Raw genomic sequence first — 24,491 nt, forward strand, 5'->3', positions numbered from 1 at the left:
GCGGTGGGTCAGTAACAGATGCATGAACTGACCCACCGCATTCGCGAGCAAGCCCGCTCCCACAAGGGAATTGAGGAGGTTTTGGATATGTTGCAAGTCGAAAAACTGCACCAGTACTACGGCGGTAGCCACATCCTGCGCGGTCTGTCCTTTGACGTGAAGGTCGGCGAAGTCACCTGCCTGCTCGGCCGTAACGGCGTGGGCAAGACCACCTTGCTCAAGTGCTTGATGGGCCTGCTGCCCGCCAAGGAAGGCGCGGTGAACTGGGAAGGCAAGGCCATCACTGGCTTCAAGCCGCACCAGCGCGTCTACGCGGGCATCGCCTACGTGCCCCAGGGCCGCGAGATTTTTGGCCGGCTGACGGTGGAAGAAAACCTGCTGATGGGCCTGGCACGCTTCCCCGGTGCCGAAGCCAAGGAAGTCCCGGCCTTCATCTACGAGCTGTTCCCGGTGTTGCTGCAAATGAAACACCGGCGTGGCGGCGACTTGTCCGGCGGCCAGCAGCAACAGTTGGCGATTGGCCGCGCGCTGGCCAGCCGTCCGCGCCTGCTGATCCTCGATGAGCCCACCGAAGGCATCCAACCCTCGGTCATCAAGGAGATTGGCGCGGTGATCAAAAAACTCGCGGCCCGTGGCGATATGGCGATCCTGTTGGTGGAGCAGTTCTACGATTTTGCCGCTGAACTGGCTGACCAGTACCTGGTGATGTCCCGGGGGGAAATCGTCGCCCAGGGCCGTGGTGAAAATATGGAAAGCGAGGGTGTGCGTGGCCTCGTTACCATCTAATCTGTGGCGTCCCGACAATAAGTCCAACACATGAACCTGCCCGTTCCCCCTGCCCTGTTCACCCCCAGCTGGCACGCCGAGCTGAACCTCGGCTACGCGCGTTTCGGCGACACCACCCGCCCGGTGATGCGCCGCCACCTCGGCCCGCTGCGGGTGCAAAAGCACCTGTACGCCGAAGGCCCCGAGGTGTGCCAGCACATCATCGTGCACCCGCCCGGCGGGATTGCCGGCGGTGATCGCCTGGACATCAGCGCCCACGTTGGCGCAGGCGCCTGGGCGCAACTGACCAGCCCCGGCGCAGCCAAGTGGTACCGCGCCAGCGGCCCGGCGTTCCAGCAGCTCGACTTGACAGTCGAAGCCGGTGCGACACTGGAATGGCTGCCCCAGGAAACCATCGTGTTCAGCGCGGCCCAGGCCGAGCTCACCACGCGCATCGAGCTGCAAGGCGATGGGCGCCTGTTCTACTGGGACGTGGTCGCCCTCGGCCGCCCGGCCAGTGGCGAGCGGTTTGACCTCGGCCACTTTCAATCCCACCTGGATATCCGCCGCGACGGCCAGTTGCTCTGGCATGAGCGCCAGCGCATTGTTGGCGCCGATGGTTTGCTCGACTCGCCGATCGGGCTGGATGGGCAACCGGTGTTTGCTACGTTGCTGCTGACGGGCGAGATTGACCCCGAATTACTCGAACAATGCCGTGCCCTGCCCCATGCCGTTCGCGGCGACTTGAGCCAATTGCCGGGCCTGTTGGTGGCTCGTTGCCTGGCCAGTGAAGCGCTGTTGGCGCGGGCATGGTTGATTGATTTATGGAAATTGCTACGCCCGGCAGTGCTAGGCCGGGAAGCCGTTGCACCGAGAATCTGGAGCACATGAAGATCCAAAAGTGGGAGTGGGTTTGTGTGGGAGCGGGCTTGCTCGCGAATGCGGTAGATCAGCAACAGATGCATTGCCTGACACACTGCATTCGCGAGCAAGCCCGCTCCCACACAAGCTCACTCAACATTGAATCTCTGGTGTATTTGAGAATGTATTTATGAAGGACCTTGAACCATGGACCTGACCCCACGGGAAAAAGACAAACTGCTGATCTTCACCGCCGGCCTCGTCGCCGAGCGCCGCCTCGCACGCGGGGTGAAGCTCAACTACCCGGAAACCATCGCCTACATCTCCGCCGCCTTGATGGAAGGCGCCCGCGATGGCCGCACCGTGGCCGACCTGATGCACTTCGGCACCACCCTGCTCAGCCGCGAACAGGTGATGGAAGGCATCCCGGAAATGATCCCGGACATCCAGGTGGAAGCCACCTTCCCCGACGGCACCAAGCTCGTCACCGTCCACCAGCCGATTGCCTGAGAAACCGCCATGATTCGTGATGCACTTGAAAGCGACCTGCCGGCGATCCGCGATATCTACAACGATGCGGTGCTGAATACGACGGCGATCTGGAACGAGCAACCGGTGGACCTGGCCAACCGCCTGGCCTGGTTCAACGCGCGCCAGGCGCAGCAGTATCCGATCCTGGTGTCGGTGGAAAATGGTGAAGTGACCGGCTACGCCTCGTTCGGCGACTGGCGGCCCTTCGAAGGCTTCCGCTACAGCGTCGAGCACTCTGTGTACGTGCGCAACGACCAGCGCGGCAAGGGCCTTGGCCCGCTGCTGATGCAAGCGCTGATCGAGCGCGCGCGCAGCGGCGGCAAACACGTGATGGTCGCCGCCATCGAAAGCGGCAACCTCGCCTCGATCCGCCTGCATGAACGCCTGGGTTTCATCACCACCGGGCAGATGCCGCAAGTGGGCATCAAGTTCGGCCGCTGGCTGGACCTGACCTTTATGCAACTGGCCTTGAACCCGGGTGCCGAGCCGCCCAAGGAGTGAAATCAATGCGCGCCATCTACTTCAAGACCCTGGGGCAACCCTCATGATTCCTGGCGAATATCAGATCCAGCCTGGCGACATCGAACTCAACGTCGGCCGCCGTACCATCAGCCTGAGCGTGGCCAACAGCGGCGACCGGCCGATCCAGGTGGGTTCGCACTACCATTTTTTCGAGACCAATGACGCGCTGACCTTTGATCGTGCGGCGAGTCGCGGCATGCGCCTGAATATTCCGGCGGGGACGGCGGTGCGGTTTGAGCCTGGGCAGAGTCGGGAGGTGGAGTTGGTGGACTTGAGCGGTGGGCGGCGGGTGTTTGGGTTTGCCGGTCGAGTCATGGGTGATCTTTAGGGCCTCTTCGCGAGCAAGCCCGCTCCCACAGGGGAATGCATTTCAAATGTGGGAGCGGGCTTGCTCGCGAAAGCAGTCTCACATTCAACACAATTTTCTCAGGGCAAACACATGAAAATCAGCCGCCAAGCCTACGCCGACATGTACGGCCCCACCGTCGGTGACAAGGTCCGCCTGGCCGACACCGAGCTGTTTGTCGAAGTCGAACAGGACTTCACCGTCTACGGCGAAGAAGTGAAATTCGGCGGCGGCAAAGTCATCCGCGACGGCCAGGGCCAAAGCCAACTGCTCGCCCATGAAGTGGTCGACACCCTCATCACCAACGCGCTCATCATCGACCACTGGGGCATCGTCAAGGCCGATGTCGGCCTGAAGAACGGCCGTATCCACGCCATCGGCAAGGCCGGCAACCCGGACATCCAGCCCGGCGTGACCATGGCCATCGGCGCCAGCACCGAGGTGATTGCCGGCGAAGGCATGATCCTCACCGCCGGCGGCATCGACAGCCATGTGCATTTCATCTGCCCGCAGCAGATCGAAGAAGCGCTGACCAGCGGCGTCACCACCATGATCGGCGGCGGCACGGGACCTGCCACCGGCACCAATGCGACCACTTGCACCTCCGGCCCGTGGCACCTGGCGCGCATGCTCCAGGCCAGCGATTCGTTCCCGATGAACATCGGTTTTACCGGCAAGGGCAATGCGAGCCTGCCGGCGCCGTTGATCGAACAGGTCAAGGCCGGCGCCATCGGTTTGAAGCTGCACGAGGACTGGGGCACCACGCCGGCGAGCATCGACAACTGCCTGAGCGTGGCCGATGAATACGACGTGCAGGTGGCGATCCACAGCGACACCCTCAACGAATCCGGCTTTGTCGAAACCACCCTGGCCGCCCTCAAGGGCCGCACCATCCACACCTACCACACCGAAGGTGCCGGTGGCGGCCACGCGCCGGACATCATCAAGGCCTGCGGCTTCGCCAACGTGCTGCCCAGCTCGACCAACCCGACGCGGCCGTTCACCCGCAACACCATCGACGAACACCTCGACATGCTGATGGTCTGCCATCACCTCGACCCGAGCATTGCCGAAGACGTGGCCTTCGCCGAAAGCCGCATCCGCCGCGAGACCATCGCCGCCGAAGACATCCTGCACGACCTCGGCGCGTTCTCCATGATAAGTTCCGACAGCCAGGCCATGGGCCGTGTCGGCGAAGTCATCACACGCACCTGGCAGACCGCCGACAAGATGAAAAAACAGCGCGGCCCGTTGCCCGGTGATGGCCCTGGCAACGATAACTTCCGCGCCAAGCGCTACATCGCCAAGTACACCATCAACCCGGCGATCACCCACGGCGTGAGCCATATTGTCGGTTCCATCGAAGTGGGCAAGTGGGCCGACCTGGTCCTGTGGCGCCCCGCGTTCTTTGGCATCAAGCCGACCCTGATCCTCAAGGGCGGCGCGATTGCCTCGAGCCTGATGGGCGATGCAAACGCCTCGATCCCCACCCCGCAGCCGGTGCACTACCGCCCGATGTTCGCCAGCTTCGGCAGTTCGCTGCACGCCACCAGCCTGACCTTTATCAGCCAGGCCGCCCAGGACGCCGGCTTGCCCGAAGCCCTGGGTTTGAAAAAGCAGATCGCCGTGGTCAAGGGCTGCCGCAACGTGCAGAAAACCGACCTGATCCACAACGATTACCTGCCGGAGATCGAGGTGGACCCGCAGACCTATCAGGTCAAGGCCGACGGGGTGTTGTTGTGGTGTGAGCCGGCAGAGGTGTTGCCGATGGCCCAGCGCTATTTTCTGTTTTAGCCAACGGCCCACTCCGTGCGGCTCAGGCTTTCGATCAACGTTTCCTCGGCGGCGGCCAGTTGCTTTTTCAGGTCATTGGTCTGGGTCAGGTAGTCGCCGCCGGACAGTTGATCGGCCTCATGCGCTTCGGTCAGCTGCGCCAGCCGCTCGTAGTAGGGCTCGCTCAGCTCTTCGAACTGCGGCCGGTGTTTGCTGACCACAAAGTCTTTCCAGAAGTCGCGGGTCAACAAGGCGCTGAACTCTTCGGCTGAGCCATCCAGTTTGCGGATGCGCGCAAGGGCGTCATTCAGGTTTTTCTGGGTGACGTTGCCCATCTGGATGAAGTGCACGTTATCCGGCTGTCCGGGCAAGTCGAGTTTGTCTGGCCCCTTGAGGCCGTAGCGATACGCCAGGCGGATTTCGACCTCTTCCAGCCGCGCGATTTTCTGCTGTTTGGCCTGGGCAGACAGTGTCCGGTCGTTGTTGATGCGGGCGGTGCGCTGTTCGATATCCGCCAGCGCCGTTTTTTCCACCTCATCCAGACGAAACAGGCCTCGGGCCAGTTTCAACAACGCGGGCGCCTGGCTGGCGTCGGTCGCCGTGGCCTTGGCGCGATAGACCATGGTCATGATTTCCACATTGCTGAACGACAGGGCCGCACGATCACAGCAGGTGCCGCGCCCGGCCCAGGTAAACATCTCCTCGCGCAGTGCGTCGGATTCGGCACTGTGTTCGGTGATGCTGTCGATGACCGCCCAGACCCGCCGTTGCAAGTCCGCATGCCCCTGCGCCGGGGCCGGCATATCGTTGAGCATGGTGAAGAAGCCATCGCCATTGGGCTGCCCACGCAGGTTGCGCCACTGTGTTTGTCGGGTCGAACGTTGCTCGGCCGACAAGCCCTGGCTCCAGCGCGTGAAATCGCTGCCTGCGCTGCCACCCGTGCCCGGCGTCAGCAACGGACGCGGTGCACTCAGCACAATCCGGGCGCCCATGCTGCCTCCCGGCTGGGCCTGTTCGACGCGCGCCCGGTAACCGGTGATGCGTTGCACAGTGGCCTCGGTCAAGGGGTTGTTGCCCAGGCTGAGGGTACAGCGCAGTGGCAGTGAGTTTTCCAGGGGCGCATCGGCGGCCGGGATAACGGACTCAGGCAGGACCGTCAGCTGGTTATTGTTCAGCACCACCAGGTCAAGCAGGGGCTGGTCACCGAGCCCGATCGGCCACTGGTCGATACCCGTGTCGCTCAAGTTCACCGAGCGGATGTCGCGGATCAGGCTGAAGTCCGGGTTGATCCCCAGCGGATTACTGTTGAGGAACAGCGCCCTGAGGGTGGTGCGCTCGGCCAGGATGCGGGCCGTGTCGGCCGTCAGGCGGATCTGGTTCTGGCTCAGGTCCAGGCGGGTCAAGCCGTGCATCTCGCCCAGCGCCGGTGGCAACTCGTGCAACTGGTTCTGGGCCATGTCCAACCAGCGCAGGCCGCGAAAACGGCTGAGGAATTCCTCGGGTGATGCGCTCAGTTGCATGTTCTTGAGCTTGAGCGAACCGACATGGCTGAAGTCCACGTCCAGGGCCGGCAGGCTTTGCAGGTGCAGGTCACTGAGGTCGAGTTCCTGGCCGATGGACGTGCCGTCCCTGGCTGAAACCTCGCGTGACTGTTTGCGCCAGCACTCGAGGATCCGGCTTTTGGCGACAAAACGATCAAGGCTGCCGCTGTCATCGCTCAACGCAACGCGCATGCGCACATACCGTTGGCGCCCTCCGCCGCCGCCGGTGGACGCCCAGGCGTCAAGCTGTTGCTTGAGCCCATGCAGTTCGGTTTTGAGCCGGTTCAGTTCTGCCGGCGCGCCGTCCCCCAGGCTGAGGAAATACGCCCGGGCACGACCGAGGGTGTAATGGGGAAACACGGTTTGCACGTCGGTGATATCGAGGGTTTCGAAGGCGAAGTTATTGCTGTCTCTGAGGTGCATGAGCCCTGGGTGGCTCTGTTCCACGCGCTGCCAATAGCTGTCCAGGTCCAGCGAGGTTTGCGCCAGGAAGGCGTTTTTCCGCAGGTCGATGGTGCTATTGATGCGGATGATCGTCTCGAAGTGCGCCGGCGCCGGATCGAGGTGTTCGCGGGGGATGGTGGTGAGCGCGTTGTGGCTCAGGTTGACCTTTTCAAGGTGCAACTGGTCACGCAGGCCGGTTGGCCATTGCGTCAGGCCGGTATAGCTCAAATCGACGGCCTTCAGTGCGGGCATGCGACTGAAATCCGGCGCCAGTTGCAACGGGTTGCTGCTCAGTTTCAGGTGCTCCAGTTGGCGCAGCCCAGCCAATTGCTCGACGCTGCCTGGGGTCAGGCGGATGCGGTTACCGTTCAGCTCCAGGCGGGTCAGGTTGCGCATCTCCCCCAGCCCTTCCGGCAGTTCGGTCAGGGCGGCGTTCAGGATGCTCAGTTGCTTCAGCTGCTTGAAGCCCTTGAGGAAGTGTTGCGCCTCGGTTGTCCACGGGACATTGAATAACTTCAGGGTTTCGACATGGCTGAAGTCCGCCGTCAGGCCCGGCAGGTTCATCGGGCGTCCGGGGACGATTTGCAGCTCGCGGGTTTCCCTGCGCCAGCATTGGGCAATGGCATCGGCAAAGGTCTTGCGCGCCCCGCCCCGGCGATCGAACAGGGTCGCGGTCGAGCGCGGCTGTTCGTTGACCCAGGCCTTCAAATCACGCTCAAGCTTGGCGTATTCATTTTCCAAGCGGGTCAGCGCGCTTGAAACATCGCTGCCCAAGGACGCGACAAATACGTTGATCTCGGCCTCGCTGTACGTCGGGAAGAGTTTCTTCGTGCGCGCCTCTGGCGTGCTGAAGGAGCGGGCGAGCATTCGCCGCACACTGAACGCGCCACCCAGCAGGCGCATCGATGGATCATAGTCGGGCTTGCGCAGCGGGTGCTCCTCCAACACTGTGCGCAGCGGCCCGCGCGGCAACGGCGTGCGGCGGATCAATGCCTGCAACTGCGCCACATCATCGGCCCCCAGCGCTTGACGCTCCGGGGCAGTCAGGGCGGCCCACAGGTTCGAGTACAGATCGCCGGCATCGTCGGTCAGCACCACGGTCTTGTGGGGCGCGGCGTCCGGTGAGCCGATGGCGTCCAGCAGCGTCCCGCTGGCCGAGTGCTCACGCAGCTCGACGCGGGTGCCGCGCCGCCAGCCCGGCAAGGTTTCCAGGGTGCGCAGGGCCAGGCGCTGGCTGTCCGGATTGGCCAAGGCATCGACCTGCAAGCCTTCGTAGGCGCGGGATACGCGGATTTCCTGGGCATGCCATTGCGCTTGCGCCTGCACCGCTTCCGGCAGGCGTGTGCGGCTGCGCCATGTGTGCAGTTGTTCGTCGGTGAGGTTGCGCAGCAAGTGTTCGGCCATCGGCGTGGGCACGTTCGGGTAACGGGACAGCAGGCGGTTCACATCGGGGTTGTTGCTGAGGTTCTGCTGGCGATAGCGCGCCTCCAGCAGCGGGCCTTGCAACGCCGTGGCCTGTTCGCCCAGGTATTGACGCAGCCGGCGCGCGCGTTCGGGCAACGGGTCGCTGGGTGTGCCGGGAAACTCCTTCAGGGCCGGGTCCACGCCTTGCAGGGTATACAGCACCTCTTGCAGGAATTCGCCACGGGCCATGGCGCTTTTGCTCAGCGCGACCACTCGGGGTGCGCCAGATGACGCCGTGTCGGCCCACAGTGCCTGGCCGTCGGGGCCGACCACCCGCAGCCGTGTATTCGCCAGCAAGCCCTTGCGTTGCAGCAGGTCCATTTGCAGTGCCGGGTCCGCCTGGGCATACAGCGCCACGTCAGCGGCCTTGAGTTGCCCGATGAAGGTGCTGAGTTCGTCGGCGAGGCGAAAGCGTTGCAGCGTGTCGTTCAACACCAGCGGCAGCGGTTCATTGTCGAGGAACCCGCCGCGCAGCGTGTCGGCCTCGATGTCGCTGGCCGCCAGCGCCGCTTCCACGCGCTCGGTCGTCAAGCCGTGCGCGGGCTGGCCCAGGCGTTGCAGCAGGGTCGGGCGGTCCCAGGTCAATGGGCTTTCGGCCTCATGCTGCCAGGCCCCCTCGTGGTTGTGCTCCAGGCGCGGGGCGTAGGCGTGGAGGCGTGTCGGGTGCTGGATACGGTACTCATCGGTCAGGGGGTCGTGACGCACCTCAAACGTGTTGCCGTCCAGGGGCAGCACGGTTTTCCCGTCCTGGGTATACAACCCCAGTGCATCGGCCCGGGCCTCGGCGGGCAAGCTGATGGGGGCTTTGTAAGGGCCAAGATCAGGGCGCCATAAGCGTTCTTCACCGTTATCGAGGGTGACGCCCTGGAGCGCTTCGATCACCGGCTCAGGCTGCGCCGCGATCAGCTTGGACACGGCTTTCCCCCCGGCGGCCATCGCTGCGATCAGCGCGAGGTTTTCCGCCACATCCACCAGATGCGCCTTGGCGGCCCGGCGATCCCCCTCGCTCCAGTCAAGGGTGCCCTCCAGGGTTTCGTAGAGCAGTTGGCCGGCCATCACCCCCATCATCACTTCGCCCAGCACCGGCACAAACATCGACACCAGGTTCAACCCCAGCAGGCCGATACCCAGCAGCTTGGCGAGCTTCTCGGAGCGCACACGGGCATCGACATCCGCGGTGGGCACTGCGTGGCTGCGGGCGTCGGCGATCAGCTTGGCGCGATGCTGGTCGAACAGGTAATCCCACAGGTCGATGTTGTCGGCCCACACGCCATGACCTTTGCGCGACAGGGTGATGGGGTTCAGGAAGGGATCGGGGTTGGGTCGTTTGCTCGGCGGCGGGTCCGGCGGCACCTCACGCACCACGGCAAACATCGAAAACGGGTTGAGGCCCCGCAGGAACTCATCGAGCAACGGCGAATAGGGCTTCAAACCCTCGATGGCCCCAGGCGCCGGCGTGACGTCCACGAGTTCACCGAAGTAGGCAGGCAGGTCAGCATAATCGACGAACTGGCTGAAAAAACGCGGGTACGCCGCCGGGCTGCCGTCGCCAAGGTCCGGGGTATCGCGCGTGGTGAAACGCTGTTTGAACATCGCTTGCATCTGCGCCTGGGTAAAGCGCTTCAACGGATGGTGCGGATCGTGGGGGATATACAGAATCAACTCGGTGGCATAACGGTATTTTTCACAGATGACGAAGGCCACGCAGCCGGTCATGCGTTTTTTCATCAGGCCAAGGTCGTTGAACCACACCTGTTTCTGCCCCATCCAGGGCTGTATCTCGCCGTTGATGACCGAGACGATCATCTGGTAATCCGCCGGCTCGATATCCTTTTTCAACAGCGCCAGTTCCGCGGCCGCGGCCAGGTCGGCTTTGCGCGCTGCGCTGAATTTGTGTCGCAACACCTGCTCGGCCACGGGGTCGGCGGGGTGCAGGAAGTCATTGAGATAACGCTGATACTGCGCGCCGATATCCAGCGCGCGACACAGCCCGGTGAACTGCGCCACCGTCAGCGAGGTCGTGACGGGCTCAACGTCATCGACCCCGGACGTTGCAGTAATAAACCCCGATGACGCATGGAAGGCGCCGTCCTTGCATTCCCACTCTTCAAAGTTATGCAGCGCCGCCTGCAACAACGGCAAGCGCACGACATCGAAGGTGCGGAACGTGATCGCCGGCAGTTTGATTTCTACCCGCGTGCGCAGTTGCAGGAGCGTCTTGTGCACATCCAACTCGACGTTGAACTGTGCCTTCAACGCCTCGACCAGCAGGGGTTCGGCAAAGCTGTCGATATCGTGCAACCGCGCCATGGCCTTATCGAGCACGGTCTGGGCCCGGAGGCTGGCGGTGAACTTTTCGTTCACGGCTTGCTGTTCGGTGGGCAGTGCGTGCGGGTACCCGTCCGGTAATTGCGCGGGGGCGGCCTTGAGCTGGGCGCGGCGGGTGGACGTGGCATCGGTCAGCCACGTGGGGATGGCCCGCTCCAGGAAGGGCCGGTGGATACTCTGCGTGGCCACCGGCGGGGAGCCGGTGGCGGCGGTGGTGGAAGGGAGATCGGTCATGGTGTCGCTCCAATGAAAAGGAGCCTAAGCACACCATGCCCGGGGGCACGCACTGCGGTAGGTAGTTAGCCTCCCAGCAGCTCGGCGGAAGTGCCCGGTTGGTTGGGGTCGCGGACCGCTGCGGTCAATGCCGCCTCTGCTTGTTGCGAGAGGGCGACCCTGGTGTTGGTGTCATCCGCCTGAATCTGTGCGGCCAACTCCTGCGCCGCTGCGGCGTAGTCCTCGGCGTGATGGTCTGGATGCTCCAGCCCAAACGTGGTGCGGCGCTCTTCATTGCGCTCTGCCAAGGCCGCGAAGGCCTCGGGATAGCGCTCTTGCAGGTAGCCCACCCAGAAGTCACGCAGGATCAGGTTTTGGTGAAAGGCGGGCAGCTTTTCCTTGTCTTTGATCTCTTTGGCAGCCTTCTTCATGGGCTCGCCGGTGATCGGCCGGTCATAAATCATGCTTTTGGGCACGCCCGGCAACTTCAATTCGCCCTCAAGCCCAATCAGGTATTTAAGGCGCACTTCCGCCGGGTCTCCGGGCTTGCCACCGGCCAAAAGCTCGACCTGTTCCAGGCGGAACAGGCTGCGGGACAAGTCCAGCAACGCCTTGCCTTTGAGCGTGAGGTCGGTTGGGTTCACACCGTTCAAGGCATTGAACACATAGACGCGGGTTTCCATCTGGCTGAAACCGAGCGCCCGCCCATCGGCGCAGGTGTTTTGGGTCTTGGCGATCTCGAACAGCTCTTCGCGCAGCTCGGCATTGCTCGCCGCCGCTTCCATCACGCCCCACATGCGGTGCGTCAACGAGGCGCGGAAGGATTGGTAGTCCCGGGTCTGGCGCGCCAACGACAACAGATTGAAAAACGCCGCGTTGTCGGGCTCTTCCGCCAGGCTGTTCCACAGTTGCGTGTTGTGCGCGCGCTCGCCGTTTGGCAAGTGTTCGATCCACGGTTGCAGATCCCCTGCCGTGACCTGCGGCGCACCCAGCGCCTCGTCGGGCACAAACGGTTGCGGGGCGGCGCCCCAGTCATTGCTCTCACTTTCGTTGCCGCTGTCACTGTTTTGCGGGTGCTCCAGATCGTTGACCAACTGTTGGATATCCGCAGCACTCAACCCCAGCGCACGGTCCCTGCCGGTGCGCTCGGCATAGGCCTGCAGGCGCTGGAGATCTGCCAGGGGCAAGCCGAAGTTGTCGGTCAGGTTGACGCCCGCCATCAAGCGGTCGTGCGCACCTTCCAGTGCGCCTGGGGGAATCGACTCCAGCTGATTGCTGCCCAGTTCCAGCGCGCGCAACGCACCGGCCTGCAAAGCGCCCTGCGGCCACTCGGTCAACTCGTTGTTGCTCAGGTTCAGGGTGTGCAACTGGCTGAATTGGTCAACGCGGAAGTTGTCCAGGTCGCAGTAGCTCAAGTCCAGCCACTGCAATCGCTCAAGGTGCACCAATGTGGCGTACAGCAGTTCCGGATCGTTGACGCCCACCGCCGACAACTCCAAGCGGCGCAGTTCGGCCATGCCGACCACGGCATCCGGAAAGGTATGCAGCGGGTTGCTGCTCAACACCAGGGTATTGAGCCTGGGGAACGCCCTGAGGAAGCCATTGGAACCCTGCCCGGAGAGTTGCACGCCGTTGAGGTTCAAGCTGTCGATGTGGTCCAGGGTGAGCGCCAGGTCCGGCAAGTCGCCGAGGATCATGCCGTGGAAACTCAGCGCTCGGTTTGCCAGCACACCCGACACGCCGTCGAGCCAGCGGGCGAGAATATCCTCGGCGGCCAATTGACGGGTGTTGGAGGTCACCAGCATGTCGTGGCCCAGGCTGAATCGACGGGTGAATATCCAGTCATTCAAGCGCCGTGTCAGCGCCCCATGGGTCTGTTCCCACGTCGCGATGCGTTCACCGACTTGCGGGTCACTCAGCCCTTCGCCGCGCAGGCGCTCAAGCCATTGCCCCGCGCCTTCGGCCCCCAGCGCCGGGTGCAGGCGTTGCAGCTGCTGCGCCAGCGGGAGCGTGACTTGGCCTGCATCCGTCGCCAATAACGGCAACAACTGCTGGGTCAGGCTGCTGGCACTTTCTTCCGGTGGGAAGACATCATCGACCGGCCGCTGTTCGAACCGGCTCAACGTGCCGTCGGACAACCCCCATCGCTGCTCGATGCGCCGGCGCGCTGCCGCCAGCGCCGATTGCGCCTCGGCGGTCAACGACGTGCCGGACAAGTTGGTGTCGAGCAAGATGCGGTCGTGGGCCAGCACGGCCGCCGGCAGTTGGGTGAGACGGGTATTGCGCAAGTCCAGCCACTCCAGCTCGGGCAACTGCTCGGCCCCCGCCGGCCAGGTGGGCAATGCGCTGCCGTGCAGGTTCAGCGCCTGGAGTTGGCGCAAGCCGCTGACATCCAGCGCGGCCAGCGGGTTGTTGCTCAGGTCCAGGTGCTTGAGGAACGCCCAGTCACCCGGCGCCACCGTCAATGCGGTCAGGCCACAGCCGCTGGCATCCAACGAATGCAGCGCGGTGAAGCCACGCATAAAGGTGCTCAATGCGGCGTTGGGTACCTGGGCGTTCGGCACGCGTAATTCGGTCACATGGCTAAAGCCTTCGGCCGCCAGCACCGGCAGCTCGCTGACGACCATGCCGGGCAAGTTCAGTGGCGATGTCTGGCTGAGGCCATGGCGGAAAAACAACCCTTGGTACCAATGACTGCGCAGCGTGTAGTCAACCGTCGCACGGTGGGCACGCTCCACGGGCTGCGGACTTTGGCGCACCCAATGCTCAAGGCTGGCGGTCAGGCTGGCGTACTCGGTGCTCAACGCTTCCATGGCCACGAAGCGTTCCTGCGTGGTGGGCCAACGTGCAAAAAACGCGGACCGCAGCGCGGCATCATTGACCGGGTTGCTCAGGGCCGGGCGGCCAAGGTGACCATAGAGCTGGCCGGCGCAATAGTCCCTGACCATTTCATCCTGGTCCATCAGGTGCTCCGGGTGGCTTTTGAGGTAGGTGTAGGCCGCGTTGAAGCGCTCGCGCATGAACCGCGACCATTTCAACGACAACCCGGACCACAGGCGCTCATGCCCGGGTTCAAACAACTGCGCGGGGAGTTCGTCGATCTCCGAGTCCTTGAAGTCCAGCCGGTGCAACTCAGGCAGGTCGAGCACCCCGGTCGGAAAGACCTGCTGCACACTGCCCGACAGTTTCAGGGCCTGCAGCCTGCGCAGGCGACCGAGATCCAGCGGCCGCGACAACCGCTGCGTCGAGTTCAGGGTCAGTTCCTGAAGCTGGACCAGCCCTTCCAGCCGGGTTTGCTCCACGCTACTCAAGCCTTCCACGCCTTCGATATGCAGGCGGGTCAGCCCGGACATGCCTTCGATGGCGCCCATCACGTTGCTCAGCGACGTGCGGGTGCCGACCAGGGTCAACGCCTGCAGCTCGGGGAAATGCCCGAGCACGGCCCCTTCGATCAGCCGGCGCCCTTTCAGCATCAAGGTCCGCACATGGGAGAAGTCCGCACTCAGTGGCGGCAGGGCCACGTCGCCATGGAGGACCAGATTGGCGCGCCCCGGCCGTTCCGTTAAGGGCCTGAGTTGCCAGCACTGCTTGAGGGCGCTCGCCATGCGCCGACGCGGGTCAATGCCGGGGATGTTTTGCTCAAACGGATCGGCCGGCGCCGCCCCGGCCCAGTTATCCAGCGCGGTGTTCAGCGCATTCCACTCGTCACGGCGGTTTTGCAGCAGGGTAAATATCTCGGGGTAGCTTCTGCCGGCCTGCCGCTCACTGCGCACAAACGCCAGGGCCTCCTCCTCAGACATCAACGCGTAAAGCAACTGGGCCCGATTGGCCACGACCGACTCCACCCCTTCCCCACGCCCGCTGGCCGGATAGCCCAGCACCTTCGGCGCAATGCGCTGCGGTGGTTTGAACCAGGATTGCTGGGCAACGGCGCCCTCGACGATCTGCGCGGACTCCACCGGATGCGCCACCGCGTGGTCAATGATCGCGCGGCGCAGGTCCTGGCTCTGCCCGACATGGGGCATGCCCAGGGCCTGGCGCGCCTCGTCGGGCAAGGCATGCATCAGCGACGCGTAAAAGTTATCGCCATGGCGCGGCAGGCTGTTGAGGGCCTCGCCCCGCTCGTTGAACGCCTGATAGACCGGGCCTCGCTTAACCAGGTACTTGCGCTGGGGCGCGTCCAGGCTGCCGATGCTGTCCAGCACGGCGCCTTTGACATCGCCGTCGCGCACTTCCAGGCGTACCTGGTCCGACCAGCCCGGCAGTGTGCTCAAGGTACGCAGTGCCAGGCGCTTGCTGCTGGCGGCGGTCAGGTTTTCCATGTGCAGGCCGGCATAGGCATGCCCCAGGCGGCCCCGGCGCAGATGCCAGCTGATCTGCTCCTGCATGCCCAGCGGCACGCGGCCGGTGCTGTGCAACCGGCGCAGTTGGGCCACGTCGGTGTCGGCCAGCACGCTGTGCGCGGCAGGTTCGCTCAGGCCGGGGTACAGGCGTTGCAGTTTGGCGACGCTGGGGTCGGGCGCTTCGGTGCCCCTGTACAGGCTGTCGAACAGCGCCGGCTGCCGGGTACGCGCGTAGTCGGCGAGTTGCTGGCGAAACTCCATGGGCCGGTTGTCACGCACCCGCGCCGCTTCGCCGCCAAGCAGGCCGACGACCTCGGTTTCATCCAGCGCGGCGAGGATCTGTGCCGGCAGCTTGCTGCCCACCACATCGGCGCGGCTGATGCGAATCGCGGGTTTCAGCCTGGCCCCATGGAACAGCCGCTCCACGCCATACCGTTGCGAGTTGCCAGTAAGACCCGGGCCATCGAACACTTCCAGCACCCGGCCCACCGGCCAGCGCGGCATTGCCGTGACCAGCGGCAGGGTGAACAGGTAGCGACCGTCCACGGCCTGGCCGCTGCTGACCTGTTCGATCACCTGCGCCACATCCTGGTCGGCCCTGAACAAGCGCAGGGCATCGGCCAACTCGGGCGGCGGTGGCGCGTTATCCACATGCATTTTGCGCAGGGCGTCATCACGGGTGCCGCTGATGTCGGCGATGGTCAGTAGTTGCTCATCGGTGAAGCCATCCGCCATCGAACCCAGGCGTCGCAGCAGCGTGATGCGGTCCCACTCCAAGGGTCGCTCCAACGCCAGCCGCCAGGCGCCCGCGCCATTGTGACTGAGCAGTGGTTGGTAGGCCTGGGGGTCAGTGGGGTGCTGCAGGCGCCAGCGGTTGAGGGTGCTGTCGAAGGTTTTCTCGTAGAGCCTGCCTGACTGGCGTATGTAGCTTTTACCGTTGAGCGCGTACTCACCCAAGGCGTTGGGCGCCCTGTCGGGCGACAAGTCGACTGGGCTTTCATAGCCGGTGAAGTCCGGTTTCCACAAACTCGCCTTGCCATCGGCCAGGGCCACCGGATCGAGATTTTCAATCAACGGCTCGGGCTTGGCCGCGATCACCTTGGACACGACTTTCCCACCCACCGCCATCACCGCGATAAACGCCAGGTTTTCAGCCACATCCACCAGGTGCGCCTTGGCCGCGCGACGATCGCCTTCACTCCATTCCAGGGTGCCGGCGAAGGTTTCGTAGAGCACTTGCCCGGCCATCACCGCCATCATCACTTCGCCCAATACGGGCACGAACATCGAGACCGCATTCAACGCCAACAGGCCGATATTGAGCAGCTTGGCGAGCTTTTGCGAACGCACGCGGGTATCGACATCGGCCGTGGGCACGGCATGGCTGCGGGCATCGGCGAGGGTCTTGGCGCGATGTTGCTCAAACAGGTAGCCCCACAGCTCGATGTTGTCGGCCCACACGCCATGGCCTTTGCGCGACAGGGTGATTGGGTTGAGAAACGGCTGCGGGTTGGGCCGCTTGGCCGACGGCGGTGCGGGGGGCCATTCTCGAACGGAAGTAAACGTCGCGAACGGGTTGATGCCCTTGGACAACTCGTTGAGCAGCGACACATAGGGCAGCAGTTTTTCCCCGACCGTGAGCGCCTCGACGTCTTCGGTCAGCGCGTCGAAGTACGCAGGCAGGTCGCCATAGGCCACAAACTGGCTGAAGAACCGCTGGTACGCCGTGGGGCTGCCGTCGCCCGGGTCAGGGGTATCGCGTGCGGTAAAGCGCTGCTTGAACATCGCCACCATCTCGACCCGGTTGTAGCGTTTCAACGGATGGTGCGGGTCGTGGGGGATGTAGAGGATCACTTCGTCGGCATAGCGATACTTCTCGCAAATGACGAACGCCACGCAGCCAGTCAGGCGCTTTTTCATCAGGCCGAGGTCGTTGAACCACACCTGTTTCTTGCCCATTGTGGGATGGAGCTCACCGTTGGTCACCGCGGCGATCATCTGGTAATCCGCGGGTGTGATGTCCTTTTTCAACAGCGCCGTTTCCGCGGCCGCCGCCAGGTCGGCCTTGCGCGCGGCACTGAACTTGAGCCGCAGCGCCTGTTCCGCCAGGCCATCCTTGGGGTACAGAAAATCGTTGAGGTGGCGCTGGTACTGCGCGCCGATGTCCAGCGAGCGGCATAGCCCGGTGAACTGTGTCACGGTCAACGCGGTGGTGAGCGGCTCGATGTCGCCGGCTGCCGTTTGCTGGAGAAAACCCGACGACGCATGAAACGCCCCCGTCTCGCATTCCGTGGCTTCGAAGTTATGCAGCGCGGCCTGCAACAGCGGCAGGCGCAGCACTTCAAAACTGCCGATGGTGGTGCCCAGCACTCCGAACTCGATGGGCTTGCGCAGGTGTAGCAATGTCTGGTGCACATCCAATTGCACATTGAATTGCTCTTGCAGCGCCTTGACCAGCAACGGCGCGGCGAAGGCGTCGATGTCCTGCAGCGGCGCCATGGCCTTGTCGAGCGCAGTCTGGGCGGTGAAGCTGGCAGTGAGTTTCTGGTACAGCGCCTGGCGCTGGCTGGGTGCGGCACGCTCAAACCAATCCGGCAGCGCTGCCGGGGTGCCTTTGAATTGGGCACGGCGGGACGGCGTGGCATTGATAAGCCAGGCCGGGCTAGCCTGTTCAAGGTAGTTGCGGTGGATGCTTTGGGTCGCCGCCGGCGGGTTGGCGGAAGGCAGATCGGCCATGATGTAGCTCCAGTAAAAAGGAGCCTCAGCACATCATGGCCGACGAAGGGAGCCGCGCTAGATAGTTAGCGCGGGGGGCTATTTCAGAAGTTTTCCCGTGGGTTGAACGCGGCCTTTTTCGCCAGTTCCTGCCACAGGGCGATGGTCTCGTCATCCGCCTGCTTGGGCATCACGGCCTTGAGCTGGATGTACAGGAAACCCCGCGCCCCAGCCTTGTTCAGCAAGCCATGGCCCTTGGCGCGCATACGCTGGCCGTTCTGGCTGCCGGCCGGCACCTTGAGGTTGATCTTGCCGGTCAGGGTCGGCACGGCCACTTCGGCGCCCAGCGCCAATTCCCACGGAGCCAGTGGCAAGGTGATAACCAGGTTTTCGCCTTCGACTTCAAACTTCGAATGCGGCGCAAACTTGATAATCAGGTACAGGTCGCCATTGGCCCCGCCGCCAATCCCCGGTGCGCCTTGGCCTTTGAGGCGGATACGCTCGCCGTCGGCCACGCCGGCAGGGATCTTCACGTTCAGGCTCTTGGTGGTGTTGCTGACGTGACGGCCCGAGGCGTCGTATTGCGGCACCTGGAAGCTGATCTGCTTGGACTCGGTGGACAGCGTCTCTTCAAGGGACACGGTCAACTGCATCTCCACGTCCTGGCCCTTGCGCCCGGTCGGACGGCGCTGGCCGCCACCGAAGGCATCGCCACGGGAGCCGAAGATCGAGCTGAAGAAGTCCGAGAAGTCGCCCTGGTCCTGGCCGCCGCCAAAGCCGCCACGGCTCTGCCAGCCCGGTGGCCCCTGGAACGGCTGGCCATGCTGGCCGTATTTGCGCAGCTCGTCGTATTCGGCGCGCTTGTCCGCGCTCTTGAGCGCCTCGTAGGCTTCGGACGCGTCCTTGAACTTGGCTTCGGCGTCTTTTTCCTTGCTCACGTCCGGGTGGTATTTGCGCGCGAGCTTGCGGTACGCGGCCTTGATTTCCTTGTCGTCCGCGCTCGGCTCGACACCCAGAATCTTGTAGTAGTCTTTGAAATCCATCGGCGGTTCACCATCCTTAATCGAGATCGCACAGCCCGGGGCACAACGTGCGGTGGTTTGCACCTGTTGAGTCTTGTGGCCTGGGGGTGCGTCAAAGTGTTATCGGCGCTTGCCGTATGCAGCAGATGTGGGGGCGAATCGCCAGGTTTCAAGCAAGATTTAACAGATGGTCGGCCTACGCATCCGCCTTCGACTGGCATACACTGCGCGGCCGTTTTTCAACCGGAACCTGATTGTCATGGAAAACTCATCCCCAGCCCGTGCCTGCGGCATCGACTTCGGCACGTCCAACTCCACCGTCGGCTGGATCCGCCCCGGCGAGGAGACGCTTATTGCGCTGGAGGACGACAAGATCACCCTGCCGTCGGTGGTGTTCTTCAACTTCGAAGAGCGTCGCCCGGTGTACGGCCGCCTGGCGCTGCACGAGTACCTGGAAAACTACGAAGGCCGGCTGATGCGCTCGCTCAAGAGCCTGCTGGGTTCCAAGCTAATCAAGCACGACACCAGCGTGCTCGGCACGGCGATGCCGTTCACCGACCTGTTGGCGTTGTTTATCGGCCAGCTCAAGAGCCGCGCCGAAGCCAACGCCGGCCGTGAGTTCGAAGAAGTGGTGCTGGGCCGCCCGGTATTTTTCGTCGATGACGACCCGATGGCCGACCAGGAAGCCGAAAACACCCTGGTGGACGTGGCGCGCAAGATCGGCTTCAAGGACATCTCGTTCCAGTACGAGCCGATTGCGGCCGCGTTCGACTACGAGTCCACCATCCAGAAGGAGGAGCTGGTACTGATCGTCGACATCGGCGGGGGTACGTCCGACTTCTCCCTGGTGCGCCTGTCGCCGGACCGTCGCCACAACGACAACCGCCAGAGCGACATCCTCGCCACCGGCGGCGTGCACATCGGCGGTACCGACTTCGACAAACAGCTCAGCCTGCAAGGCATGATGCCGCTGTTCGGCTACGGCAGCCGCATGAAGAGCGGCGCGTACATGCCCACCAGCCACCACATGAACCTGGCGACCTGGCACACCATCAACTCGGTGTACTCGCAAAAATCCCAGCTGGCCCTGGGCAGCATGCGCTATGACATCGAAGACACCGGCGGCATCGACCGCCTGTTCAAGTTGATCGAACAGCGCGCCGGGCACTGGTTGGCCATGGAAGTGGAAGAAACCAAGATCCAGCTGACCCACGAAGACAGCCGCCACGTGGCGCTGGACCGTATCGAGGCGGGTTTGAGCGTGGACCTGAGCCGGGCGTTGTTCGAGTCGTCCATCGACGCCTTGCTGGAGCGTGTGCGCGGTAGCGTGACGCAGCTGCTCAACGACGCTTCGGTCAGCGTGGCGCAGGTGGACACGGTGTTCTTTACCGGCGGTTCCAGCGGGATTCCGGCCCTGCGCCACAGCATCTCGGCGATGTTGCCGAATGCGCGGCATGTGGAAGGGAATATCTTTGGCAGTATCGGCAGTGGGTTGGCGATTGAGGCAAGCAAGCGGTACGGCTGCTGAGTTTCACCTGAAAGACCGTGGCGCCCCTATCGCGGGCAAGCCCGGCTCCCACATTTGACTGTGTTCACAAATCTAAATGTGGGAGCGGGCTTGCCCGCGATGGCGTCAGCCCAGGCAACACAAGCCTTAAACCATCCCCCAAGTTTCAGCTCACGCTTGAGCATCAAATAAATTCGAGCCTCTTATCCCTCACGCCGGTCACGGCTGGGCCAGTTGCTCGACCCAGGCCTTGAAAATACCGTTGTACGCGTAATACCCCACCACCGTCCGCTCCACTTTCCCATCTTTGAAAAACAGCGTGGTCGGCGCGGACTGCACCGCATAGGCTGGGTCTTGTTCGATACAGCCACCCTCATCGAACACCTTGTGCAGGACCTTGATAGCCGCCCCCTGATCCCGGGTGACAGCCTCCAGACTCGCAATCATGTTTCTGGAACGGTGCGTGGCGGCATCGCTGAACAACACAATCACCGGGGTCGTGGACTGCACAACACTGACCACAAAACTGTTGGCATCTACGGCTTGTAGCAACATGGCTCAACTCCTTCTGAACACGCACGTCAACGTGACGAGCGGTGCTCTGGAGTCAATCAATCAGCACGGCACGTGTCTGTCAGGCAGTACGGCGCCGCTGAGTCGAAAGGCAAGCGTGATGTGTCAAACCATTCCGCCAAGCTTGAGTTCACTCTTGAGATACGCATAGTAAATCGGCCCCGCTACCACCCCCGGCAGTCCAAATGCCGCCTCAAACACCAACATCGCGAGCAACAACTCCCACGACTTGGCACTGATCTGCCCGCCGACGATCCGCGCATTGAGGAAGTACTCGATCTTGTGGATCACGATCAAATAACCCAACGCCGCCACCGCCACCCAGATCGACAGCGACAGCGCGACGATGGTGATCAGCGTGTTGGACATCAGGTTGCCGATCACCGGCAGCAGGCCCAGCAGGAAGGTCAGCACGATCAGGGTTTTGGTCAGCGGCAGGTGAATCCCGCACAACGGCAGCACCACGGCGAGGAACACGGCGGTGAAGGCGGTGTTGAGCGCGGCGATCTTGATCTGCGCGAAGACGATGTTGCGAAAGGCCTGGACCAGCAGGTGCAGGCGGTCGAACAGCGCGGCGGCCAGGGGTTTGCGTTTGGTCAGGTCGGGCACGCGCTGCAGGGCGATGATCGCGCCGAGCACCATGCCGATCAGCAGGGTGACGAACATGTGGGCGGCGTCTTTGCCGACCAGCTGCAGTTCGCTCAGGTGCTTGCTCATCCAGTCGCCGATGGCCACGCGGAACTCGGCGGCGCTGGCGGGCAGGTAGGCGTCGATAAACGGCGGCAACTGGCCGCGTGCGCGATCGACCACGCCCATGAATTTGTCGAGGGAAGCCCCGGGGTTTTCCGCTTCGTGGAGCAGGAAGCTGATGGCGCCGGCAAAGATCAGGGTCAGCACGCTGACGATCAAGGTGCCCAGCAGGGCCACCGCCAGCCAGCGTGCGCGCCGGCCTTCGATCAGCCGTTGCAGTTGCGGGGTGAGCATGTTGACCAGTTCAAACACCAACAGGCCAGCCAGCAGGCTGGGCAGCAATTTGAGCGGCAGTACCAGCAGCAGTCCGCCGAAAATGATGATGTAGCTGGCCAGCAACAACACATGACGCTGAGAAAACGTTGGCATACAGCCTCAAAACAAACGGCGTTAAAGGATGGGCAGTCTGCCAGCCTTGAGGGAATCAAGCGAGAGTTCTGAAAATTGTGAACACCGTCAATGTGGGAGCGGGCTTGTGTGGGAGCGGGCTTGCTCGCGAATACGGTGTATCAGTCGCCAGAGTTGTTGACTGACCCGCCGCTTTCGCGAGCAAGCCCGCTCCCACAGGGTATCTGCGGTGTCAGCTACCTTTAAGGCAAGTACTCATGAAGGTCTTGCGCGCATCGCCGGCCAGCGCCTTGGTCTTCGCCGACGCATTGCAGTCTTTCATCTTCTGCTGCTGCGGTGTCAGGGTCTTGGCGTCATTGGCCGCCGGGGCCGACAGGCAGGTTTTCATGAACGCCTTGCGGTCGTCGCCCTTGAGGGTCTTGGTGGTGGCTTCGGCATTGCAGGTGGTCATCTTGTTTTGCTGGGCGGTGGCGGCAAAGCCCTGGGAGCACAGCAGCAGGCCCATCATCAACAACGGAATTCGCAGCATCTTCATGGAGTTTTCTCCCGGTTACCGCGCCGAGGGGCGCGGCCTACCCAGCAGTGTAGTCAAAGCCTGTTACATCTTCACCGACTACGGATGTTTGCCCGTCGATACTGCTCAGGCGTGCAGCCAGCATGGCGCTGGAACATGGCGATAAAGGCCGAGGCGGTGCTGTAGCCCAGGTCGAACGCCACATGTTGCACGCTGTGCTCGCTATCGAGGGCTTCGATGGCCGCCAGGTAGCGCAGGCGCTGGCGCCATTCACCGAAGCTCATGCCCAGCTCGCGCACAAACTGGCGCGCCAGCGTGCGCTCGCTCACGTGGACTTGCGCGGCCCAGTGGGCCAGCGGGCGATTGTCGCCAGGATCGGCCTGCATGCCCTCCAGCACGCCAAGCAAGCCGGGGTGGCGGGCGTAGGGCAGGAAGCACTCGTGGATTGGCGCCTGCTTGAGCTGGTCCACCAGTACTTGGGCCAGGCGGATATCGGCTTCGCTCTCGGGGATGTTCACGTCGCGTTGGGCGAAGTCGCTGAGGATCGCCTTGAGGATCTCGCTGATTGCCAGGGTGCACGGCTGTGGCGGCAACTGGGCGCAGAGTTCGGGGGCCAGGCCCACCGAGTGGTAGACGATGGCCTCGGCGTTGTAAGAGCTGTGCTCGGTGTGCGGCGGCACCCACACCGCGTACTGCGGCGGCGACATGAAGCGGTTGCCGGCCACTTCCATGCGCATCACGCCGCTGGCGGAATAATCCAGCGAACCCCAGCCATGCTGGTGCGGGGTGCACTCGGTGTCGGGGGCAAAATCGGAATAGCGGAAGTAGACCGGGCTGGGCAGGCTGCGAAAATCCGCGAGGCGTACGGTGTGTCTGGCCATGTTGTCTGGATACAAAGGTCGTTTGTCTGGATCGCAGTATAGGCTTCGATCCAGACAAGGGATAATCCCGGCTCATCAACACACCTGGTTTCTTTCGATGCAATACGCGTATCCCCTGCTGGCCATCTTCATCTGGGCCGGAAACACCGTGGTCAACAAGCTGGCGGTGGGCACGATCTTCCCATCGGAGATCGGCTTCTACCGCTGGCTGTTGGCGGCGCTGCTGTTCACGCCGTTCATGCTCAAGCCGGTGCTCGCCAACTGGGCGCTGATCCGCCCGAACCTGGGCAAGATCGTCACACTTGGCGTGCTGGGCATGGCGGTGTACCAGAGCCTGGCGTACTACGCCGCGGCGCTGACCACGGCGACCAACATGGGCATCATCCTGTCGCTGATGCCGTTGATGGCGCTGACGGCGGCGATCATCAGCCTTGGCCAGCGCCTGACCTACGGCGCCCTCACCGGTGCGGTGCTGTCGTTTGCCGGGGTGGTTGTGGTGGTGTCGTCCGGCAGCCTGGGGGCGTTGTTGCAGCATGGGATCAACCTGGGCGACGCGATGATGCTGGTGGCCACCCTGGCTTATGCGGTCTACAGCACCCTGCTGAAAAAATGGCAGCTGCGCCTGCCGCCGTTGGTGCTGCTGTATTTGCAGGTGCTGGTGGCGGTGGTGGTGTTGTTTCCGCTGTTTTTGTTCTCGGAAAAGGCCGGCCTGGGTTGGGCAAATATTCCGCTGGTGATGTATGCGTGCTTGTTGGCTTCGATGCTGGCGCCGTTGGCGTGGATGCATTCGGTGAAGAGCTTGGGCCCGAGCCGGACCACGCTGTTTTTCAACCTGCTGCCGTTGATTACGGCGCTGATTGCGGCGGTGGTGCTGAAGGAGGAGTTGGCGCTGTATCACCTGGTGGGGGGATTGCTAACGTTGGGCGGGGTGATTTTGTCGGAGCGTTGGACCACGCCGGTCAGAACCGCCTAGACGCAGTTCAAAATGTGGGAGCGGGCTTGCTCGCGAATGCGGTGCGTCAGTAACAGATGAGCTGGCTGCTCCACCGC

15 protein-coding genes are annotated in these 24,491 nt (G+C 63.1%); 8 read left to right on the plus strand and 7 right to left on the minus strand.

Going from position 1 to position 24,491, the window contains the following annotated elements; all coding sequences use genetic code 11:
• Positions 1-87: 87 nt before the first annotated feature.
• The 6 genes from urtE to ureC all read left to right on the plus strand — a co-directional run bounded on the left by urtE (position 88) and on the right by ureC (position 4,819).
• The gene (gene urtE / locus NUV89_RS15750) at positions 88-786 is read left to right on the plus strand and encodes an urea ABC transporter ATP-binding subunit UrtE (RefSeq protein ID WP_257782047.1); all 699 of its coding nucleotides are present in this window, start codon (positions 88-90) and stop codon (positions 784-786) included.
• Between the two features lie 30 nt (positions 787-816).
• On the plus strand, positions 817-1,656 hold the full coding sequence (locus NUV89_RS15755; protein WP_257782048.1) for an urease accessory protein UreD: 840 nt from the start codon (positions 817-819) through the stop codon (positions 1,654-1,656).
• Positions 1,657-1,833: 177 nt separating this feature from the next.
• Positions 1,834-2,136 carry an urease subunit gamma gene (locus NUV89_RS15760; RefSeq protein WP_010213535.1) on the plus strand — a complete coding sequence of 101 codons (303 nt, stop codon included), beginning with the start codon at positions 1,834-1,836 and terminating at the stop codon, positions 2,134-2,136.
• A 9-nt stretch (positions 2,137-2,145) separates the two neighbouring features.
• Positions 2,146-2,658: a GNAT family N-acetyltransferase gene (locus NUV89_RS15765; RefSeq protein WP_257782049.1), complete on the plus strand. Its 513-nt coding sequence runs from the start codon at positions 2,146-2,148 to the stop codon at positions 2,656-2,658.
• 43 nt (positions 2,659-2,701) lie between these two features.
• The gene (locus NUV89_RS15770; RefSeq protein WP_017737512.1) at positions 2,702-3,007 is read left to right on the plus strand and encodes an urease subunit beta; all 306 of its coding nucleotides are present in this window, start codon (positions 2,702-2,704) and stop codon (positions 3,005-3,007) included.
• A gap of 111 nt (positions 3,008-3,118) precedes the next feature.
• On the plus strand, positions 3,119-4,819 hold the full coding sequence (gene ureC / locus NUV89_RS15775; protein ID WP_257782050.1) for an urease subunit alpha: 1,701 nt from the start codon (positions 3,119-3,121) through the stop codon (positions 4,817-4,819).
• Here ureC and NUV89_RS15780 read toward each other — a convergent pair.
• The 3 genes from NUV89_RS15780 to NUV89_RS15790 form a co-directional block, all read right to left on the minus strand.
• On the minus strand, positions 4,816-10,809 hold the full coding sequence (locus NUV89_RS15780) for an NEL-type E3 ubiquitin ligase domain-containing protein (RefSeq protein ID WP_257782051.1): 5,994 nt from the start codon (positions 10,807-10,809) through the stop codon (positions 4,816-4,818). The genes ureC and NUV89_RS15780 overlap by 4 nt on opposite strands.
• A 65-nt stretch (positions 10,810-10,874) precedes the next feature.
• The gene (locus NUV89_RS15785) at positions 10,875-17,867 is read right to left on the minus strand and encodes an NEL-type E3 ubiquitin ligase domain-containing protein (protein ID WP_257782052.1); all 6,993 of its coding nucleotides are present in this window, start codon (positions 17,865-17,867) and stop codon (positions 10,875-10,877) included.
• Positions 17,868-17,950: 83 nt separating this feature from the next.
• Positions 17,951-18,889 (minus strand): DnaJ C-terminal domain-containing protein, encoded by a 939-nt coding sequence (locus NUV89_RS15790; RefSeq protein ID WP_257782053.1) that lies wholly within the window; start codon positions 18,887-18,889, stop codon positions 17,951-17,953.
• 238 nt (positions 18,890-19,127) lie between these two features.
• Here NUV89_RS15790 and NUV89_RS15795 point away from each other — a divergent pair, with 238 nt between their 5' ends.
• Positions 19,128-20,396: an Hsp70 family protein gene (locus NUV89_RS15795; RefSeq protein ID WP_257782054.1), complete on the plus strand. Its 1,269-nt coding sequence runs from the start codon at positions 19,128-19,130 to the stop codon at positions 20,394-20,396.
• 198 nt (positions 20,397-20,594) lie between these two features.
• Here the strand turns inward: NUV89_RS15795 and NUV89_RS15800 are convergent, their stop codons facing one another.
• From NUV89_RS15800 to NUV89_RS15820, 4 genes are all read right to left on the minus strand, one after another.
• Positions 20,595-20,930 carry a co-chaperone YbbN gene (locus tag NUV89_RS15800; protein WP_257782055.1) on the minus strand — a complete coding sequence of 112 codons (336 nt, stop codon included), beginning with the start codon at positions 20,928-20,930 and terminating at the stop codon, positions 20,595-20,597.
• Positions 20,931-21,053: 123 nt separating this feature from the next.
• The gene (locus NUV89_RS15805; protein WP_017737507.1) at positions 21,054-22,067 is read right to left on the minus strand and encodes an AI-2E family transporter; all 1,014 of its coding nucleotides are present in this window, start codon (positions 22,065-22,067) and stop codon (positions 21,054-21,056) included.
• Between the two features lie 211 nt (positions 22,068-22,278).
• Positions 22,279-22,581, minus strand: a complete 303-nt coding sequence (locus tag NUV89_RS15815; RefSeq protein ID WP_257782056.1) for a PsiF family protein — start codon at positions 22,579-22,581, stop codon at positions 22,279-22,281.
• 71 nt (positions 22,582-22,652) lie between these two features.
• Entirely contained in the window at positions 22,653-23,441 is a 789-nt protein-coding gene (locus tag NUV89_RS15820) for a helix-turn-helix transcriptional regulator (protein WP_257782057.1), read from the minus strand.
• 97 nt (positions 23,442-23,538) lie between these two features.
• Between NUV89_RS15820 and NUV89_RS15825 the strand changes: the two genes are divergently transcribed.
• Positions 23,539-24,414 (plus strand): DMT family transporter, encoded by an 876-nt coding sequence (locus NUV89_RS15825; RefSeq protein ID WP_257782058.1) that lies wholly within the window; start codon positions 23,539-23,541, stop codon positions 24,412-24,414.
• Positions 24,415-24,491: the final 77 nt, after the last annotated feature.

Origin of the sequence: Pseudomonas sp. 18.1.10 (genome assembly GCF_024655625.1) — a bacterium.
In the GTDB taxonomy this organism is placed as follows: domain Bacteria; phylum Pseudomonadota; class Gammaproteobacteria; order Pseudomonadales; family Pseudomonadaceae; genus Aquipseudomonas.

Bases quoted from the DNA above. Each gene is read 5' to 3' on its own strand.
- urtE (WP_257782047.1), top strand. From the start codon at position 88: ATGTTGCAAGTCGAAAAACTGCACCAGTACTACGGCGGTAGCCACATC.
- NUV89_RS15755 (WP_257782048.1), top strand. From the start codon at position 817: ATGAACCTGCCCGTTCCCCCTGCCCTGTTCACCCCCAGCTGGCACGCC.
- NUV89_RS15760 (WP_010213535.1), top strand. From the start codon at position 1,834: ATGGACCTGACCCCACGGGAAAAAGACAAACTGCTGATCTTCACCGCC.
- NUV89_RS15765 (WP_257782049.1), top strand. From the start codon at position 2,146: ATGATTCGTGATGCACTTGAAAGCGACCTGCCGGCGATCCGCGATATC.
- NUV89_RS15770 (WP_017737512.1), top strand. From the start codon at position 2,702: ATGATTCCTGGCGAATATCAGATCCAGCCTGGCGACATCGAACTCAAC.
- ureC (WP_257782050.1), top strand. From the start codon at position 3,119: ATGAAAATCAGCCGCCAAGCCTACGCCGACATGTACGGCCCCACCGTC.
- NUV89_RS15780 (WP_257782051.1), bottom strand. From the start codon at position 10,809: ATGACCGATCTCCCTTCCACCACCGCCGCCACCGGCTCCCCGCCGGTG.
- NUV89_RS15785 (WP_257782052.1), bottom strand. From the start codon at position 17,867: ATGGCCGATCTGCCTTCCGCCAACCCGCCGGCGGCGACCCAAAGCATC.
- NUV89_RS15790 (WP_257782053.1), bottom strand. From the start codon at position 18,889: ATGGATTTCAAAGACTACTACAAGATTCTGGGTGTCGAGCCGAGCGCG.
- NUV89_RS15795 (WP_257782054.1), top strand. From the start codon at position 19,128: ATGGAAAACTCATCCCCAGCCCGTGCCTGCGGCATCGACTTCGGCACG.
- NUV89_RS15800 (WP_257782055.1), bottom strand. From the start codon at position 20,930: ATGTTGCTACAAGCCGTAGATGCCAACAGTTTTGTGGTCAGTGTTGTG.
- NUV89_RS15805 (WP_017737507.1), bottom strand. From the start codon at position 22,067: ATGCCAACGTTTTCTCAGCGTCATGTGTTGTTGCTGGCCAGCTACATC.
- NUV89_RS15815 (WP_257782056.1), bottom strand. From the start codon at position 22,581: ATGAAGATGCTGCGAATTCCGTTGTTGATGATGGGCCTGCTGCTGTGC.
- NUV89_RS15820 (WP_257782057.1), bottom strand. From the start codon at position 23,441: ATGGCCAGACACACCGTACGCCTCGCGGATTTTCGCAGCCTGCCCAGC.
- NUV89_RS15825 (WP_257782058.1), top strand. From the start codon at position 23,539: ATGCAATACGCGTATCCCCTGCTGGCCATCTTCATCTGGGCCGGAAAC.